A 16529-nucleotide genomic window follows, 5' to 3' on the forward strand; every position below is an offset into this window, starting at 1 on the left:
TCCGGTTCAGGTCACCGGGCCGTGACCTGCAGGATCAGGGCCGACAATGGGACCGACCACTGTTGCCGCCCAGGGAGACGAGGAGTCGATCATGGTCCTTCCGCCGGCCCGGACCCGGGACGAGGCGTACGTCTATCTCGACCTGACACCGTGCGGACAGTGCGGGTCGGTCGAGGTCGACTGGCGGCACGGGATCGCGCAGGTCGACGGTGAGCTGGTTTCGGCGTACGACGGCACCTGTCAGGGCTGTGCGGCCGAGCGTGAGTACCTGTTCCGCCTGCCGGCGCGGGAGCACGCGGGCGGCACCCCGAACTTCGGCGGCGCCGAACCGTCGGAACTGATCGACCCCGGCCAGTGGCTGGATCTGGCCGACCAGTTGATGTCGGCGGTCCCGACCGACGACCCGCGGGCGGCCGACGAATCCGCGCGGTTCGCGGCGGCGGCGGTGGCCGAGGTGCTGAAGTTCGTTCCGCCCGGTGCGCCGGCGGTGCCACCGGAGCTGTTCTGGTCCGGTGCCGGCCGTCAGGTGTACGACGAACAGCCCGGCCGCTTCCGCCGCGACCGGCTGCAGGTCGTACTCGACACCTACTCCGGCGTCAGCTGATCCCAGTCCGTCACGATCGGAGCCAGCTCCCCGCGCAACCACAGGGGTAGCTGGTCGTGATGGTGCTGATCACCCAGTACGCCGGACGCGCCCAGCGGCACGCTCCACCCGCTCTTCGTCCGGTCGCGGAGATCCCACGCGTACCGCGCGGCGGAAGCCCGCACGGTCAGGTCGGTCGTTCCCGGCACGCTCGACGTGGACCAGACGCAGTGGTGATCGCCGGACAGCCCGAGATCGATCGGCGGCTCGTCGCGGGTGAACAGCGGCCCGCGGATCACCTGCACCGGTGACAATTGGTGGGTATCACCCCACGGTCCGCGCGGCGTCCTCGCGGCGACCTCCTCCAGCGACTCCCGGAGCAACGCGGCGAAGTCGATCGCCAGGTCACTGGCGAGCAGGTTCTCCAGCGCGAACGACACGTGCGTCAGCAGATCGAGGTACGGCAGGAACATCTCGGTGGCGTCGACGTCGTCCAGCGCGGCGACCGCCGGGTGGGCGGTGATCCGGCGGCTCAGCGCCTTCCGGATCGCCGCGTAGCTGGAGGCCGTCGTACTGGTCGCGTCCATCCGGCGGTCCCACCGCAGCAAGCGATCGCACAGCTCGACGGCCTCGGGCGACAGCTCGGCCAGGTCGCGCAACGGGTCGATGATGCTGCCCGCCGACCCCAGCCAGGTGTCCGTGTGGATCGTCGGCATGTCCTCGACCGTCCACCCGTCCCGCGCGGTGAGCAGCTCGCGGATCCGCCGGAACCGGTGCGGCGCGGCGAACTCGACCCCGAGCGGCGCGGCCAGGTCCCGGGCGTTGGCCATCACCGCCACCCCGTCGACCGTTGCCCGAGGCATCGGAATCCAGCCGTCCCACTCGTGCTTGCGCTCCCACGCCGGTACGACACGCAACTGGTTCTCCGCGTCCCGCCGCGGAACGAGCCCGGCCGTCCGGTGCAGCAGTCCGCCGGCCGTGTCCGCCGCGAGCACGACGTTGACCGGCTCGACCCAGCCCTCGAGAGCCTCGTCGACCGCCGCCACATCCGTTGCCTGAAGCAACAACGGCAGCACCTCGAACCCGAGCCGCCCGGTCACGCGCGGCGGGTACCGCAGGCTGACCCCGCGGGCGAAGTCCGGGCCGCCGATCACCACCGGCCCGCGCGCCGTCTCGATCACCTCGACCGCGATGGCGTCCCGTCCGGCGATCTCGACCGACTCGGTGTGCACCGTGGCGGCTTCCCAGCCGTCCGGGCCGAGCGCTTCCACGCCGTCCGTCGTACGCCGGAGCTGCTCCTCGTACAGGTCCTGGTAGTCGGCGGCCGCGTTGGTGATCGCCCAGGCGACATCGCCGGTGTGGCCGAAGTGCGCGATCCCGGGGACGCCCGGCACGGCCAGGCCCAGCACGTCGTACGACGGGCAGGCGAGCCGGATCTGCTGATAGACGCCCGGGCTCTCGACGTACCGGTGCGGGTCGCCCGCGATCAGCGCCGTACCGGTCGCGGTCAGAGCGCCCGGGACCATCCAGCCGTTGCTGCCCGACGTATGAGGTCCCTCGGAGGTGAAGACCCCCATCGCGTCGTCGCCGAGGTGCAGCGCGACCTGCTCACGCCACAGCTTGGACGGGAAGCCGGCGAACAGGATGTGCGCGGCGATCCAGATCCCGAGCGGCGTCCACGGCTCCCACTCCTTCAGGGTCAGCCCGGTCTTCGCGAACTCCGGAGCCCGCGCGGCGCCGGCCGGAAGGGCCTCGTTGACGCCGGCGACGTACGCCCCGATCCAGGCCCGAGTGTCGTCGTCGAGCGCCCGGAAGCACCGCTCGGCCGTGTCGGCCAGACGGGCCTGGCGGGCGAAGGTGTCCCAGGCAACGGCGTCCGGACCGAGGAAGGCCGCCGTGGTACCGAGGGACTTACGGCGCTGCGTCTCGATCTGCCAGGCGCGATCGGTGGCCACGTTCCGGCCCTGCAACCGGACCAGGGACAGCGGATCGTCGGCCCGGAGGTGTGGCACTCCCCAGTGGTCCCGGTAGACCTTCACGCACATCCCTTTGGTTAGGTTAGGCTGCACTAACTAGTGCGATCGGTTCTCGGCCGCACTGTCCATTGTGACCAGGAGGCCGGCGTGAGGCATGGCTGGGAGGGCGTCGTCCTCAAGCTGTTCAAGGGCAAGGACTTCGTGTTCACCGTGACTGGGGCCGAGCAGGTCGCCGAGCGGTACCGGCGGGTGCACTGCACCGACGGCGGGCTGCTCGCCGCGGTCGGCGCGCACCCGACGATGTGGGTCCGGCTCTGGTTCGACAAGGCCGGCAAGCCGCACCAGCGGGCCTACACGCTGGTCGATCCGGACGTCGAGGCAGGGACTTTCAGCCTGGAGTTCGCGCTGCACGACGGCTGCGCTGCCGACTGGTCGCTGAAGGCCCAGCCCGGCGACACCATCGACGCGACCTTGCAGGGCACGGACTTCGACGTCCCGGAGCCGTTGCCGCCGCGGCTGCTGGTGATCGGCGATCCGGCCTCGCTGCCCGCGATCAACTCGCTGCTCGGCGTCGCGCGGAAGCTGCCCGCGACGATCTGGTTCGAGACCCAGCACGACTCCGACGAGGAGTTGCCGATGCGCCTCGACCCCTCGGTGCACGAGGTGCGACCGGTACGGCGTACGGCCGGAGCGCTGGTCGCCGACGTCAAGGCCAACCTGCCCGCGCTGGTCGACGACCCGGCCGAGACGTTCGTCTGGGTCGCCTGCGACACCGTCACCACGCGCGCGCTCACGGCGTACCTGCTGAAGGAGCTCAAGATCCCGCGGCACCGGGTGAAGGCACTCGGGTACTGGCGCGCCTGACACGCTGCCGGGTTAGCGTGGACGGGTGATCCGTCCGATCGACCCGGCCGACCCCGGGTTAGCTCCACGCCTGCTCGAAGTCCAGCACCGCGCGTACGCCGTCGAGGCCGCCCTGATCGGCTTCGACGGGATCCCGCCGCTGCAGGAGGACCTGGCCGGCCTGATGACGTCGACCGAGCACTGGCTCGGCTGCTTCACCGACGACGTCCTGGTCGCTGCCGTCGCCTACGAGTTCCCCGACCCCGAGACCGTCGACATCACCCGCCTGGTCGTCGACCCGGCGTACGCCCGCCAGGGACACGCGAGCGCCCTGCTCGACGCCCTCGACGACCTGGAGCCCCGCGGCCTCTCGCTGGTCTCCACCGGTACGGCGAACGCCCCGGCGATCAAGCTGTACCTGGGCCGCGGCTACCACGAGTCGGAACTGGTGGAAGTCGGCCCAGGCATCAGCATCACCCGCTTCCGCCGGGAACGGGTGCTCTGATGGAATTCAAACGATCAATTCAGGTTCGCGAGTGTGGTTATTGCGGCTGAAGATCGGATTTGCCGGAAGATTTACTGTCCGGCGCCCTGAGTTCCGCAGTTTTATTGATCTTTTGTTTATGTCTCGAAAGATCTTTCTTTATCATACCAAAATCTTTTCGACTGGGTCTCAGCCCTTGTCGGCACTCGATGCGGTGCGCATACTTTTCCCACGATGAAATGAAGGGCGGGGGGATGCACGCGGAGTTTGTCATAAGCCATGAGGAGCTGGGGGCCGAAGAGCTGAAGGGGTTTCTCAGGTCGAAGTTTCGTGACGAGAATCGGGAGGCAATCAAGGAGAGTGCACTTTTTTCGGATGGCGATTGGGAGAATGCGGTGCTCTATGCGACCGCCACTCCCCAGTATCGGTTGATGTGCGTGTCTGCGCAGGATGAGGAACTTCAGATCTACGTCGAGCCAACCCATGGCAATGTCTTCGACGTCTGCGAGTCCATCTGGAAGGGCGTGACGCGTGCTTTGCGTAGGTCCTCTCCGAAATTGGTTTCGCTGAAACTCAACGACAATGGAAACTACTTCACCGCGGGCCGGATGACCTGTTTCTCGTTGGAGCTGAAGCGTCGGGAGAACCTGAGTCCGATCTGTATCGGGATCGCCGTCGTTGTCTACACGGTGGTCGGCCTCTTCACCTTCGCGGCTGATCAGCAGTTTCGTTTCGTCGCCGGCGCGGTGACCGGTGTGATCGGCGCTGTGGTCGCCTTGGTGCTGGCTTCGACGGCTAGCAAGGGCGGAAAGTTGATCTGGGGCTGATGGAGTTGGTGGACGATGGAAGTAGAGGTGTCATCATGCCGATCGAACTGTCCCTCGTGATCTCGGCGCTAGTCAACGCGTTTCGAGGTATTCAATGGGAGGTCGAGACTGGAAGTGCCACAAATCCGGCGGGGAATGACCTGATCGTCACCGCGCCGAATCAGCGTAAATACGTGATTAATATCAAGCTCGGTGACGGGTCGGTGCATTTTGCGACGCTCGCCAAAGTGGATCACGCGGCGGCAACGATCGGTCGTGATGCCGGAGTCGACGTGCACCCCGTGCTGCTGACAACCCAGGGAGTCAGCCCAGGAATCGCCGGAGTGGCGGACGAGGTCGGGGTTCAGGTTGTCCACGCAGCAGGCTCGGCCGACGAGATCGCCGACTCAGTCGTCGAGGAACTCAAGGCAAGTTAGCCGTCCTGTCGCGCCGTGGGTTAGTTCAGGGCGAGGGCTGTCCAGGAGATCGGCGGTAGGCTGATCGTCAGCTTGCCGTCGTTCAGTCGGACGTTGTCGTTGGCCTGCGGAACCACCCGGTCCGGCTGAGCCGCGGTGTTGACGGCCAGGCGGTCGTCGTCGGCGAGCGTCAGGGCCTCCTCGACCGTCGTCACACCGGTCCGGCTGACGTCGACCGTGACCTCGATCGTCTGGTCGAGTGAGCGGTTGACCAGGAAGACCGCGAGCTTGCCGTCGTCGTACGTCGCGACCGCGTCGACCGCCGCCACGTCACCGAACTTCTCCGTCGGCACGGTCGGCGAGGTGGTGTTGACCTGCAGCACCTGACCGGCGGCCAGCCGGGAGGTGATCGCGAACGGGTGGAAGGTCGGCTGGCGCCAGGCCGGGCCGTCGGGCTCGGTCATGATCGGGGCGATCACGTTCGCCAGTTGCGCCAGGCAAGCGACCGCGACCCGGTCGCTGTGCCGCAGCAGTGAGATCAGCAGGTTGCCGACGACAACGGCATCGGTGAGGTTGTACTCGTCCTCGATCCGCCGCGGTGCCACCTCCCACGCGTCGCCGTCGCCGTCGGTGCGCCGGGACCGCTCGCCGTACCAGACGTTCCACTCGTCGAAGGAGATGTCGATCCGCTTGCTGCTCTTCAGCTCGGCCCCGACGTGGTCGGCGCTCGCAACCACCGAGTCGATGAAGCGGTCCATGTCGACGGCGGAGGCCAGGAACGACGCCGGGTCGTCCTTGTCGTCGCCGTAGTACGCGTGGCACGAGATGTGGTCGACCACCTCGTAGCACTCCTGCAGGACCTCCCGCTCCCAGGTTCCGAAGGTCGGCATCCCGGAGCTGGACGAACCGCAGGCCACCAGCTCGAGATCGGGCTCGACCATCCGCAGCGCCCGGGCGGTCTCGTTCGCGAGCCTTCCGTACTCCGTGCCGGTCTTGTGCCCGATCTGCCACGGCCCGTCGAGCTCGTTGCCCAGGCACCACAGCTTGATCCCGTACGGCGATGCCGCGCCGTGCTCGGCGCGCAGGTCCGACAGCGCGGTACCGGCCGGGTGGTTGGTGTACTCCTGCAGGTCGAGCGCTTCCTGGACGCCCCGCGTGCCCAGGTTGATCGCCATCATCGGCTCGACCCCGGCCTTCGCGCACCAGCGGACGAACTCGTCCAGGCCGAACTGGTTGGTCTCGATGCTGTGCCAGGCCAGCTCCAGCCGGCGCGGCCGGTCGGCCTGCGGCCCGACGCCGTCCTCCCAGCGGTAGCCGGAGACGAAGTTGCCGCCCGGGTAGCGGACCAGGGAGACGCCGAGCTCGCGGGTGAGCTCCAGGACGTCCTTGCGGAAGCCGTCCTCGTCGGCGGTCGCGTGGCCGGGCTCGTAGATGCCGGTGTAGACGCAGCGGCCCATGTGCTCGACGAACGTGCCGAACGTCCGGCGGTTGACCGGGGCCACGGTGAAAGCGGGATCGAGGACCAGTGAAGCGGTGGTCATGAAGTACGTCTCCTGTCGTGGGTTTACGCTGTCTGGGAAGCCGTCGGTCAGGTGACGTGTGGCCAGCCGTCGGAATCCCAGCGGATCGACCGCAGGCCGAGACGGAAGTCACCATCGGCCTGGGTGTCGTAGTAGTGGTGGGCCAGCCAGTCGCCGTTGACCGACTGACCGCCCGGACCGGCCATGGTGCCGGAGCCGGACAGCAGGATCGTCCCGCCACCTTCCAGCATCGGCTTTCCGAGCTGGTCGGCATACGGGCCGGTGACGCTGCGGGAGCGGCCGACCGCGATCTTGTACGTGCTCTCCGCGCCGCGGCAACACAGGTCGAACGAGACGAACAGGTAGTACCAGCCGCCTCGTCGTACGACGTACGGCGCCTCGACCGCGTTCGGCGGCGTTCGGCGGTCGGCGAGCCGCAGGGGTGCGCCCTGACCGGGAACGCCGAGTCCGGACGGCCACTGCAGGCGGATCATCCGGATGCCGCTCCAGAACGAACCGAACGCCATCCAGGGCACTCCGTTGCCGTCGACCACCACGCCGGGATCGATGGCGTTGTAGTCGTCGGACGGCGCCGAGCGATGGACGACTCCGCGGTCGACCCACCGGTACCCCGGATCGCCAGGGTCGAGCGTGGTGTTGGTGGCCAGGGCGATCAGCGAGCGGTTGGAGCCGAAGGCGGACGCCGAGTAGTAGAGGTAGAAGGTGCCGTCGTGCTCGATCACCTCGGGGGCCCACAGGTTCTCCACGCCCGGGACCTCCGCGCGGATCCAGTCCGGGATCGCGCCGAACACCGTCCCGGCGCTCGTCCAGTGCCGGCCGTCGGACGACCGGCGGAGCTGGACGCTGCCACCGGCGACGGCGGGATCCCCGGTCGAGAAGACGTACCACTGCGACCCGTCCCTGATCAGCGCCGGATCATGGGTCCGCAGGTCGCCGGACAGCACCGGCACGTCGGACCCGCTCGAAACGACGGACGCGCCGGCCTCGGTCCGGGCGGCCGCCGGAACGGCTCCCGGGACAGCCAGCGTGAGAGCGCACAGCAGGGCGCACAGTCGTCTCATCCCTTCACCCCCGCATCGCCGACACCACGAATGACGTGCCGCTGGAAGAGCGCGTAGACGATCAGCAGCGGCAGCCCGCCGAGCACGGCCGAGGCCATGATCTGGGCGTAGCGCAGGCCGTACGAGCCCTGCACGTTGGCGAGTCCGACCGGGATCGTCATCATCGACGGGTCGGTGGTCACGATGAACGGCCAGAGGAAGTTGTTCCAGGCCCCGATGAAGGTGAAGATGCCGACGGCAACGAGAATCGGCCGCGACATCGGCACCATCACGCCCCAGACGATCCGCCAGCGGGTCGCGCCGTCCACCCGGGCGGCGTCCTCGTAGTCGCGGGAGACGCCGTCGAAGAACTTCTTCAGCACGAACACCATCACCGGCGCGACCACCTGTGGCAGCACCATGCCCCAGTAGGTGTCGACCAGCCGCAGGCTCGACATCTCCTGGAACAGTGGCACGATCAGCACCTGCGGCGGCACCAGGATCCCGGCGATCACGACGCCGAACATCACCTTCCGGCCGGGGAACGTGGTTCGCGAGAACCCGTACGCCGCCAGCACGGACACCAGCAGCGTCAGCGCGGTCACCAGCACCGCGACGATCGTGCTGTTCACGAACCAGCGCAGGATCGAGCCCTGCTCGAGCACACTCTGGTACGCCGCGGAAGTAGGCGCCGACGGCAACCAGCTGATCGGCGTACGGGTGGTCTCCTGCTCGGGTTTGAGTGACGTGTCGAGGGCCCACAGCAACGGAACCAGCCAGAGGACGGCGAGCAGCGCGGCGCCGACCGCGATCGCGACCTTCGGGAAGCTGAGGCGCTTCATCGGCGCGCCTCCTTCCGGCCGCCGAACAGCTTGAACTGGGCCACGGACACGATCACGATGATCGCGAAGAACAGGTACGACACCGCCGAGGCGTAGCCGATCCGGTAGCTGGTGAAGCCGCTCTCGTAGATGTACTGGATGATCGGCCGGGTGGCGTAGTTCGGGCCGCCGTCGGTCATCAGGTAGATCTGGTCGAAGATCTTCAGCGACGCCACCAGCTGCAGCACGACGATCAGCCCGGTGGTGCGCCCGAGCAGCGGCAGCGTGATCCGGAACAGCGTCTGCCGCCCGTTCGCGCCGTCGATCGAGGCCGCCTCGTAGACCTGCGCCGGGATGCCCTGCAGGGCGGCCAGATAGAGCAGGAAGTTGAACCCGACGGTCCACCAGACCGTCGTGATCACCACCGCGAGCATGGCCCGGTTCTCCGCGTTCAGCCAGTCGATCTCGGCGAACCCGCCGGCCGTCAGCAGGCCGTTCACCAGGCCGAAGCCGGGCTGGTAGATCCACACCCAGATCAGCGTGATGACCGTGGCCGGCAGGACGAACGGCGCGAAGTACGCGAACCGCAGGAACCAGCCGAAGACGCCGCGCCGGTTGGCCAGCAGCGCCATCACCAAGGCGATCAGTACGAGCGGCGGCGTACTCATCGCGGTGAAGACGAGCGTGTTCTTCAGCGAGTCCCAGACCGCCGGGTCGCCGAACAGCTCACGCCAGTTGGCCAGGCCGAGGAACTCCTGCTTCACTCCGGCCAGGCTGGTGTTGAAGAAGCTGTTCCAGAGCCCGGCGAGTGTCGGCCAGAGCAGGAAGAACAGGAAGAACAGCCCGAACGGCGCGACGAAGAACAGGCCGCCCCAGCGCTCGGTCCAGGGTGGACCGCTCCTCGGCGGCTCGTGGGTTGAGGGCTTCGTCCGGGGGCGGGCGGGTGTCTGCACGGCCATGATGCGCTCCTGTCAGACCGGGGACGGGGTGTCGAGCAGCTTCCGGGTGGCGGCCTTGAACTGGTCGAGCGCCTGCCGCGGCGTCGTCCGGCCCGAGAACACCCCCGCGAAGGCGGCCCCCGCTTCGTTCTGCAGCTGCGCGCCCGAACCGCTGAACCACGCGTCCGGGTCGAACAGCACGTCCGGCGCGACCGAGCGGTACTCGGCCTGCGGCTTCAGCTCCAGGTACTCACGACTCTCGACGACCGGCTGGTACGCCGGGATGTGGCCGCCGGCGGCCCAGTCGGCGCTGTTCTTCAGCATCCAGGCGATGTACTCGACCGTCGCCGCGGTGTCCTCGTCGCTTCGGGCCGCCTGGTGCGGCATCACGAAGGTGTGCGCGTCGCCGGCGAACTTCGGGACGTCGTACACGACCGGGAACGGCGCCATGCTGAACGGGAGTTTCGCGGTCTGGTACGTCGTCACCTCCCACTCGCCGTTGAAGCTCAGCCCGGCGTCACCGTTGGTGAACTGGGCGACCAGGGCGGGGTAGTCGGACGACTTCGGCGTCAGGCCGTCAGCGGAGAGTTTCGCCATCAGCTGCAGGGCTTCGAGCGCTTTGTTGTCGTCCAGGACGAACTCCTGGCCGGACTCGTCGAAGAACGCGCCGCCGAGCTGGCCGTAGAGCGTCCACCAGATCCGCCACGGGTTCGTCGTCTCGACCGAGGCGGCGAACTTGCCGGTGACGTCCTTGACCGCTCTGAGCATCTCGAAGAACGCGTCGACGCCCTTGACCGGCTTGATCCGGCCGTCGGGACCGAGCAGTCCGGCCTTCTCGCAGATGTCGGTGTTGTAGTAGAGAACGAACGGGTGCTGATCGAGCGGTACGGCGTACAGCCGGCCGTCGACGTGGCACTTACGCCAGGTCTCGGGGAGGAAGTCCTGCTCGGTGATCCCGGCCTTGGCGAGCAGGTCGACGGGGATCGGGTCGAGCATCGTGCTCGGGCTGAAACCCTTCAGCCGGGACAGATGAAGGGTCGCAACCTCGGGCGCGCGGCCACCGGCGGCGGACATCGCGAGCTTGGTGTAGAACGGCGGTCCCCAGGCCAGCGTGTGCGCCTCGAACGCGATATCGTTGTGCTCGGCAACGAACTTGTCGTGGATCTGGAGCAGCCGCGCACCGTCGCCACCGCCGAACAGATTCCACTCACGAACCCTGGCGTCACGCCCGAAGGACCCGCACCCGGCGAGAGCGGTCGCCCCGGCGAGTCCGAGCGCGCCGACCAGCAGGTGCCGCCGAGAGACCCGCGGTGATGGTGTCGACAAGCCCGGCACCGACCAGCCGACAGCGCGCCCCTCGACGACCCCCAGCACCTCGAGCGCACCGGCCCGCGCTCCCGTCCCACCCGGCGACACCGAGGCGGACAGGGGCTCGGACCGGCTGGCGCCTGCTCGCGCTCCCGTCTCACCCGGCGACGCCAAGGCGGATGCCGGTTGCGCCTGGTCGGCGAACCTCTTCCCTCCGTTCGGGGAGGGCGGGCGGAGCGGAGTGCGCGGGAGCGGTGGGCCCGCCGGCTGGGCTGGGCGTGGCTCGTGCGATGGCATCTTCGTGTCCTCCCGTGGGCGGTGGAGCACGCTTTTACACCGATGTAATACATCGGTGTAGAGGATGATGCCCGGGGGTGCGGGAGGCGTCAAGACCTCGGGCGGTCGGTGACCGGATGTGGACTCGTGGCTGGTGGAGCGCCCGGGGGCGGTTGGCGCGCGGGCGGGTTAGTGCTGGCGAGTTTGTGCCCGGACGCTCCGTGCCCGGACGGTCCGTGCCCGGACGGTCTGTGCCCGGGTGGGTAAGGGGCCAGGGGGTCAGGGCCTGGGTGGGGTCAGGGCCCGGCGGTTGACTCGCGGATGTGTAGTGCGTACTGGGCGACGATCTCGCGGTGGGCGGTGTCGTCGCCGTTCATTCGGCCGACCAGGATCTCCACCGCGGTCGCGGCGATCTGTGCGCGGCCGGGGTCGACTGTCGTGAGGCTCGGCGTGCTGTACTGCGCCTCGTCGATGTCGTCGAACCCAGCGACGGCCACGTCGTCAGGAACCCTGACGCCGTGCTTGGCCAGCGCGCGCAATGCCCCGAGCGCGAGCGTGTCGTTCAACGCGAGTACGGCGTCGAACCTCGCCTCCGAGGCGATCAGCGCCTCCATCGCCTCGGCCCCGGTCGCGCGGTGCCACGGCCCGGCCGGCATCGCGAGCTGCTCGATCGGCTCGACCCCGGCGTCCGCCAGCGTGGCCGCGAACGCGTCGTACCGGATGGCCGCCGTACCGACCAGCTCGCCGGGATGCGTACCGATCACGGCGATCCGCCGGCGTCCCAGCTCGAGCAGGTGCTCGGTCGCGGCGCGGGTGCCGGCGACGTTGTCGATCATCACGTGGTCGACCGGACCGTGGAAGATCCGCTCGCCGAGCAGCACCATCGGCGTCGACGTGTGCAGATGCTCGACGTCGTCCGGCCCGAGGCCGAGCGGGCTGAACAGCAGCCCGTCGACCAGATGCCCGCGCGGACGTGCGAGCGCGGCGAGTTCGCGTTCGCGGATCGCGCCGGTCTGCTCGATCATCACCGTCAGTCCGTGCTCCTCGGCCGCGGTGATCACGGCGTCGGCCAGCTCGGCGAAGTACGGCAGGCTCAGCTCCGGGACGGCGAGCCCGATGATGCCGGTACGACCGGACTTGAGGTTGCGGGCGGAGATGTTGAGTTGGTAGCCGAGCGCATCGATCGACGCGAGCACCCGCTGCCGCGTTTCGTCGCGGATGAAGGGATAGCCGCTCATCACGTTCGACACCGTCTTCGGCGACACTCCCGCATGCTGCGCCACGTCCCGCATGGTCACTGCCACAGGTAGTCCCCTCCGCGTCCGCCCGGTACTGGTCCGAACACGGTAGTCCACGCGCCGAGAACTCAGCTCGGCTTTTCGTCCGGGCTGCCGAGGTCCAGGGCGTAGGCCCTTCGCCCGGCCGACGGCAGGACGCCGTACGGCGGGCGGTTGAGTGGAGTCAGCCGCACACCGATCCGTAGCGCCTGATCGACGATCGCGTCCTCGGGGCGGCCGAGCCGCAGGCCGATCACGCAGGGTGGGAAGTTGTCGGCGGCCAGTTCCTCGAGCTTGCTCAGGTCCTGGGTCGTCCAGGGCTCCCCGGCGTTGCGGATCGACTGCGGCAGTGCCATCGGACTCAACTTCTTCTTTCCGTTGTCCTACGTTGTCTTTCCCTCTGGTGCCCCGTTGGCGGCGCGCTAAAAGTGCCGGGCCGAAGAAACACGCTCAGTAAGACTGCAGTTCCAGCAAGGTGCCGTCGGGTGCGCGCAGATGGGCGGTCCGCAGATTCGGTCCCCACTGGGGACGATCCTGCGCTTCGGCCACGGGCGTCGCGCCGTGCTTCTCGACCACCTGCGCCGCCGCGTCCACGTCATCGACCTTGAGCACCAGCATCGTGCTCGTCGACGGCGGAGCTTCTGCGTCGAGTCCGAGTGCGGCGGCGAGCCCGGCCCGGCCGAACAGCACCAGCGCGGCCTCGCCGCCGAGGTCCCAGTTCGCGTACGTCGCCTCCGGAATCACCTTTACTGGTTGAATTCCGAACAGTTCCTCGAGTGCGCCGCGGTAGAACTCGACCGTCGCGGCGAAGTCGTCGACCAGCAACCGGGGGTAGAGCGCGTCCATCAAGTCCTCCGAATTAGTGGGGAAGTACCAACGATTGGTTCGACCCTACAATGGACTGCCATGGAGACGCTGCTGGGGATGACCACGTTCGTGCTGCACAAGGTGGGTGTGGCCGGCCGGCGCGAGATCGCGGAGCGTCTGGCCGTCCGCCCCGGCATCACGCTGTGGCAGTTCGCGGCCCTCGCCGAACTGGCCGACCAGGGCCCGTCGGCCCAGAGCACGCTGGCCGGCGGGCTGGGACTCGACCCGAGCGACATGGTCCGCCTGATGGACGAGCTGCTCGAGGACGAACTGGTCTCCCGCGAGCGCGACCCGGACGACCGCCGCCGGTACCGCATCGCCCTGACCGGCCTCGGCCGCCGAACCTTCACGACCGCCCGGAACGTCGTACAGAAGGTCGAGAACTCGACCCTGTCGCCACTGACCGCGACCGAACGGGCCCAGCTCCTCAAACTGGCCGCCAAGGTGCACGCGGGCCTGAGGTCTGTCAGTAGGTCATGAGGACCGGTCAGCTGGCGGAGCGGTCCTGCAGGGGGCGGCGGCGGGCGGAAGGCTCGGTGAGAGCTACCGGCTGCCAGGCGCCGTCGGCCGGGTAGAGGTCGGTGCCCGGCGGGACGATCTCGTCGATCCGGTCCAGGGTCTTGTCGTCGAGGGTCAGGTCGGCGGCCTTCAGCGTGCCTTCGAGGTGGGCCATCGTGCGGGGGCCGGTGATGACGGAGGTGACCGCGGGGTGGGTGACGGCGAACGCCAGGGCGAGTTCGGGGAGAGTGCGGCCGATACCGTCGGCGACCTCGATCAACTGCTCCAGCGCGTCGAACTTGGCGGCGTTGCCCGGGATCGTGGGATCGAAGCGGAACGGCGTGAGAGCGGCTCGGCCGACGGAGAGGTCGACGGGCTGGTTCTTGCGGATCTTGCCGGAGAGGAACCCCGAGGCGAGCGGACTCCAGGTGAGGACGCCCATGGTGAGGCGCTGCGCGGTGGGGAGCAGGGAGCGTTCGATGCCGCGGGCGATCAGCGAGTACGGCGGCTGCTCGGTGCGGAACTTGCCGAGACCGCGGCGTTCGGCCACGTGGTACGCCTCGACGATGTCCTCGGCGGGAAACGTCGAGCAGCCGAACGCGCGGATCTTGCCGGCGCGGACCAGGTCGGTCAGGACCGACAAGGTCTCCTCGATGTCCGTACGGTGGTCCGGCCGGTGGACCTGGTACAGGTCGATCCAGTCGGTGCCGAGCCGGCGCAGGCTCTGCTCGACCTCGTGGGTGATCCAGCGCCGCGAGTTGCCGCCGCGGTTCGGGCCGTCGCCCATCGGGAAGTGCACCTTCGTCGCCAGTACGACGTCGTCGCGGCGCCCCTTCAGCGCCTTGCCGACGATCTCCTCGGACTCACCGGACGAGTACATGTCCGCGGTGTCGACGAAGTTGATGCCCTGGTCCAGGGCGGCATGGATGATCCGGGCGCTGTCGTCGTGGTCGGGATTGCCGACCGCGCCGAACATCATCGTGCCCAGGCAGTGCACGCTGACCTCGATGCCGGTCGCGCCAAGAGTGCGGTATCGCATACGGCGAACTCCTCAACAGTGGGTGTGTCCAGAACCTAGGATCTAGACCGCGCTCTAGGTCAACCCACCTCCCGGGCTGACCGTCCGCAACGAGCATGGGAGTACGCATGACCGATGTCGCCGACTTCGCTCACCTCTGGGAACCGCAGCCCGGCTGGCTGAACACAGCCTCGTACGGACTGCCGCCGCGCCCCGCCTGGGACGCGTTGCAGGCGGCGCTCGCGGACTGGCACGTCGGGGCCACGAGTTGGGAGCCGTGGGACGGCTCGACGACGCGGGCGCGGGAGTCGTTCGCCCGTCTGATCGGCGCGTCCGCGGCGGACGTGTTCGTCGGGAGTACGGTCTCGGCCGCGGTCTCGCCGATCGCGAGCGCGCTGCCGGACGGCGCGAAGGTGCTGACGGACTCGGTCGAGTTCACCTCGAACGTGTTCCCGTGGCAGGTGCATACCGATCGCGGGGTCGAGGTGGTCGGGGTGCCGACCGGGGAACTGGTCGCGGCGATCACGCCGGGTGTCGACGTCGTTGCCGTCAGCCTCGTCCAGTCGTCGACCGGTGAGGTGCTCGACCTTCCCGCGGTGATTGCTGCGAGCAAGCAGATTGGCGCCCTGGTGGTGCTGGACGCGAGCCAGGCGGCCGGGTGGTTGCCGATCGAGGTCACCGGGGTGGACGCGTTGGTTGCCCACAGCTACAAGTGGTTGATGGCGCCGCGGGGTGCGACGTTCGGTTACCTGTCGCCGGAGCTTCAGGAGCGGTGCCGGCCGTTGCATGCCAACTGGTACGCCGCTGAGGACGTTCACGGCTCCTACTACGGGACGAAGATGGCGTTGGCCCCTGATGCTCGTCGCTTCGACCAGTCGCCGGCGTGGTTCTGCTTCGTGGGAGCGGCGCCGGCGCTGGAGTTGCTGGAGGAGATCGGGGTCGAGAAGATCCACGCGCACAATCTCGCGCTGGCCAACGAGTTCCGGGCTGGGCTTGGGTTGCCGCCGGGGGATTCTGCGATTGTCAGCGCTGATGTGCCGGGGGCTGATGAGGCGTTCAAGCGCGCGGGCATTCGCGCGGCTGTGCGGGATGGTCGGTTGCGGGCGTCGTTCCATGTGTACTCGACGCGGGCCGACGTGCGGCTGGCTCTCGACGCGCTCGCGTGAGCTGACAGCCGGACCTGGCGGTGGTGACTACTTGGGGGCGGCGGTTACTGGTTGGCGGCGAGGGGGGAGTCCTCGGTGGGGACCGGGACGGTCCACAGGCAGTCGGCGGTGCCTTGGGTGAGGTGTTGCTGGTAGATCCCGACCTTGTGGGTGATCGCCTCGTGGCAGGCAGTGAGCGCGGCGAGCTGGTCCTCGACGTGTTGCTGGTGGCTCTGCAGGAGGGCCAGGCGCTCCGACTCGTTGCCGGGGCCCTGGCGGACCAGGTCGGTGTAGCGGCGGATGGTGTCCAGCGGCATGCCTGACGAGCGGAACCGGATGCACATCTCCAGCCAGTCGACGTCGTCCTCGCTGTAGATCCGGCGGCCGTTCGACTCCCGGCGTACCGGCTCGGCGAGGATGCCTTCGCGCTCGTAGAAGCGCAGCGCGTGCACGCTCAACCCGGTCCGCTCCGCCACCTGCCCGATGCTCAGCCCGTCGTTCATGCCGTCAGCGTAACCGCGCCGAAGGGGCGGCGGCAGGCGAATTGTCCGCGATGGGGCACCGCGCGCGCCCTCGCTCGTCAAAGCACCACTTTGTGCACCGTCCGGTCGTCGTACCGCGCGATGTTTGACTGAATGATGCTCAAAGTCGCGCGGGGGTGGCTGAGCGGTGCTCAAAGTCGCGCGGGGAGC

General features: G+C 68.5%; 18 protein-coding genes. 7 read left to right on the forward strand and 11 right to left on the reverse strand.

Annotation, left to right across the window (positions count from 1 at the left end; translation table 11 throughout):
* Window positions 1-46 precede the first annotated feature (46 nt).
* Window positions 47-604: a hypothetical protein gene (locus HDA39_RS34015; protein ID WP_238356213.1), complete on the forward strand. Its 558-nt coding sequence runs from the start codon at window positions 47-49 to the stop codon at window positions 602-604.
* Here HDA39_RS34015 and HDA39_RS34020 read toward each other — a convergent pair.
* Window positions 586-2628: a penicillin acylase family protein gene (locus HDA39_RS34020; RefSeq protein ID WP_202893200.1), complete on the reverse strand. Its 2043-nt coding sequence runs from the start codon at window positions 2626-2628 to the stop codon at window positions 586-588. The two genes, HDA39_RS34015 and HDA39_RS34020, sit on opposite strands and share 19 nt — an antisense overlap.
* 78 nt (window positions 2629-2706) lie before the next feature.
* On the opposite strand from HDA39_RS34020, the gene HDA39_RS34025 reads away from it, so the two are divergent.
* From HDA39_RS34025 to HDA39_RS34040, 4 genes are all read left to right on the forward strand, one after another.
* Window positions 2707-3423, forward strand: a complete 717-nt coding sequence (locus HDA39_RS34025; protein WP_184802242.1) for an SIP domain-containing protein — start codon at window positions 2707-2709, stop codon at window positions 3421-3423.
* Between the two features lie 25 nt (window positions 3424-3448).
* On the forward strand, window positions 3449-3907 hold the full coding sequence (locus HDA39_RS34030; RefSeq protein WP_184802244.1) for a GNAT family N-acetyltransferase: 459 nt from the start codon (window positions 3449-3451) through the stop codon (window positions 3905-3907).
* Between the two features lie 233 nt (window positions 3908-4140).
* The gene (locus tag HDA39_RS34035; RefSeq protein ID WP_184802246.1) at window positions 4141-4713 is read left to right on the forward strand and encodes a hypothetical protein; all 573 of its coding nucleotides are present in this window, start codon (window positions 4141-4143) and stop codon (window positions 4711-4713) included.
* A 35-nt stretch (window positions 4714-4748) separates the two neighbouring features.
* Complete coding sequence (locus tag HDA39_RS34040) at window positions 4749-5129, forward strand: hypothetical protein (protein ID WP_184802248.1); 381 nt, start codon at window positions 4749-4751, stop codon at window positions 5127-5129.
* Window positions 5130-5149: 20 nt separating this feature from the next.
* Here the strand turns inward: HDA39_RS34040 and arfA are convergent, their stop codons facing one another.
* The 8 genes from arfA to HDA39_RS34080 form a co-directional block, all read right to left on the reverse strand.
* On the reverse strand, window positions 5150-6649 hold the full coding sequence (arfA, locus tag HDA39_RS34045) for an arabinosylfuranosidase ArfA (protein ID WP_184802250.1): 1500 nt from the start codon (window positions 6647-6649) through the stop codon (window positions 5150-5152).
* A 47-nt stretch (window positions 6650-6696) separates the two neighbouring features.
* Window positions 6697-7710, reverse strand: a complete 1014-nt coding sequence (locus HDA39_RS34050; RefSeq protein ID WP_184802252.1) for an arabinan endo-1,5-alpha-L-arabinosidase — start codon at window positions 7708-7710, stop codon at window positions 6697-6699.
* On the reverse strand, window positions 7707-8531 hold the full coding sequence (locus tag HDA39_RS34055; RefSeq protein WP_184802254.1) for a carbohydrate ABC transporter permease: 825 nt from the start codon (window positions 8529-8531) through the stop codon (window positions 7707-7709). Before HDA39_RS34055 ends, HDA39_RS34050 begins: the two co-directional genes overlap by 4 nt.
* Entirely contained in the window at window positions 8528-9469 is a 942-nt protein-coding gene (locus tag HDA39_RS34060; protein WP_184802255.1) for a carbohydrate ABC transporter permease, read from the reverse strand. The genes HDA39_RS34055 and HDA39_RS34060 overlap by 4 nt, the downstream gene beginning before the upstream one ends.
* A gap of 12 nt (window positions 9470-9481) precedes the next feature.
* The gene (locus tag HDA39_RS34065) at window positions 9482-10774 is read right to left on the reverse strand and encodes an extracellular solute-binding protein (RefSeq protein ID WP_202893201.1); all 1293 of its coding nucleotides are present in this window, start codon (window positions 10772-10774) and stop codon (window positions 9482-9484) included.
* Window positions 10775-11328: 554 nt separating this feature from the next.
* Window positions 11329-12324 carry a LacI family DNA-binding transcriptional regulator gene (locus HDA39_RS34070; protein ID WP_184806811.1) on the reverse strand — a complete coding sequence of 332 codons (996 nt, stop codon included), beginning with the start codon at window positions 12322-12324 and terminating at the stop codon, window positions 11329-11331.
* Window positions 12325-12398: 74 nt separating this feature from the next.
* Window positions 12399-12665, reverse strand: a complete 267-nt coding sequence (locus tag HDA39_RS34075) for a hypothetical protein (protein WP_184802257.1) — start codon at window positions 12663-12665, stop codon at window positions 12399-12401.
* A 94-nt stretch (window positions 12666-12759) separates the two neighbouring features.
* Window positions 12760-13155, reverse strand: a complete 396-nt coding sequence (locus HDA39_RS34080; protein ID WP_184802259.1) for a VOC family protein — start codon at window positions 13153-13155, stop codon at window positions 12760-12762.
* Between the two features lie 60 nt (window positions 13156-13215).
* Here HDA39_RS34080 and HDA39_RS34085 point away from each other — a divergent pair, with 60 nt between their 5' ends.
* Window positions 13216-13656 (forward strand): MarR family winged helix-turn-helix transcriptional regulator, encoded by a 441-nt coding sequence (locus HDA39_RS34085; protein ID WP_184802261.1) that lies wholly within the window; start codon window positions 13216-13218, stop codon window positions 13654-13656.
* 7 nt (window positions 13657-13663) lie between these two features.
* Here HDA39_RS34085 and HDA39_RS34090 read toward each other — a convergent pair whose 3' ends face one another.
* On the reverse strand, window positions 13664-14713 hold the full coding sequence (locus tag HDA39_RS34090) for an aldo/keto reductase (protein WP_184802263.1): 1050 nt from the start codon (window positions 14711-14713) through the stop codon (window positions 13664-13666).
* Window positions 14714-14820: 107 nt separating this feature from the next.
* Here HDA39_RS34090 and HDA39_RS34095 point away from each other — a divergent pair, with 107 nt between their 5' ends.
* On the forward strand, window positions 14821-15858 hold the full coding sequence (locus HDA39_RS34095) for an aminotransferase class V-fold PLP-dependent enzyme (protein ID WP_184802265.1): 1038 nt from the start codon (window positions 14821-14823) through the stop codon (window positions 15856-15858).
* 44 nt (window positions 15859-15902) lie between these two features.
* On the opposite strand, the gene HDA39_RS34100 is transcribed toward HDA39_RS34095, so the two are convergent.
* The gene (locus tag HDA39_RS34100; protein ID WP_184802267.1) at window positions 15903-16340 is read right to left on the reverse strand and encodes a MerR family transcriptional regulator; all 438 of its coding nucleotides are present in this window, start codon (window positions 16338-16340) and stop codon (window positions 15903-15905) included.
* Between the last annotated feature and the right edge of the window lie 189 nt (window positions 16341-16529).

This window comes from Kribbella italica (genome assembly GCF_014205135.1).
Classification (GTDB): Bacteria; Actinomycetota; Actinomycetes; order Propionibacteriales; family Kribbellaceae; genus Kribbella; species Kribbella italica.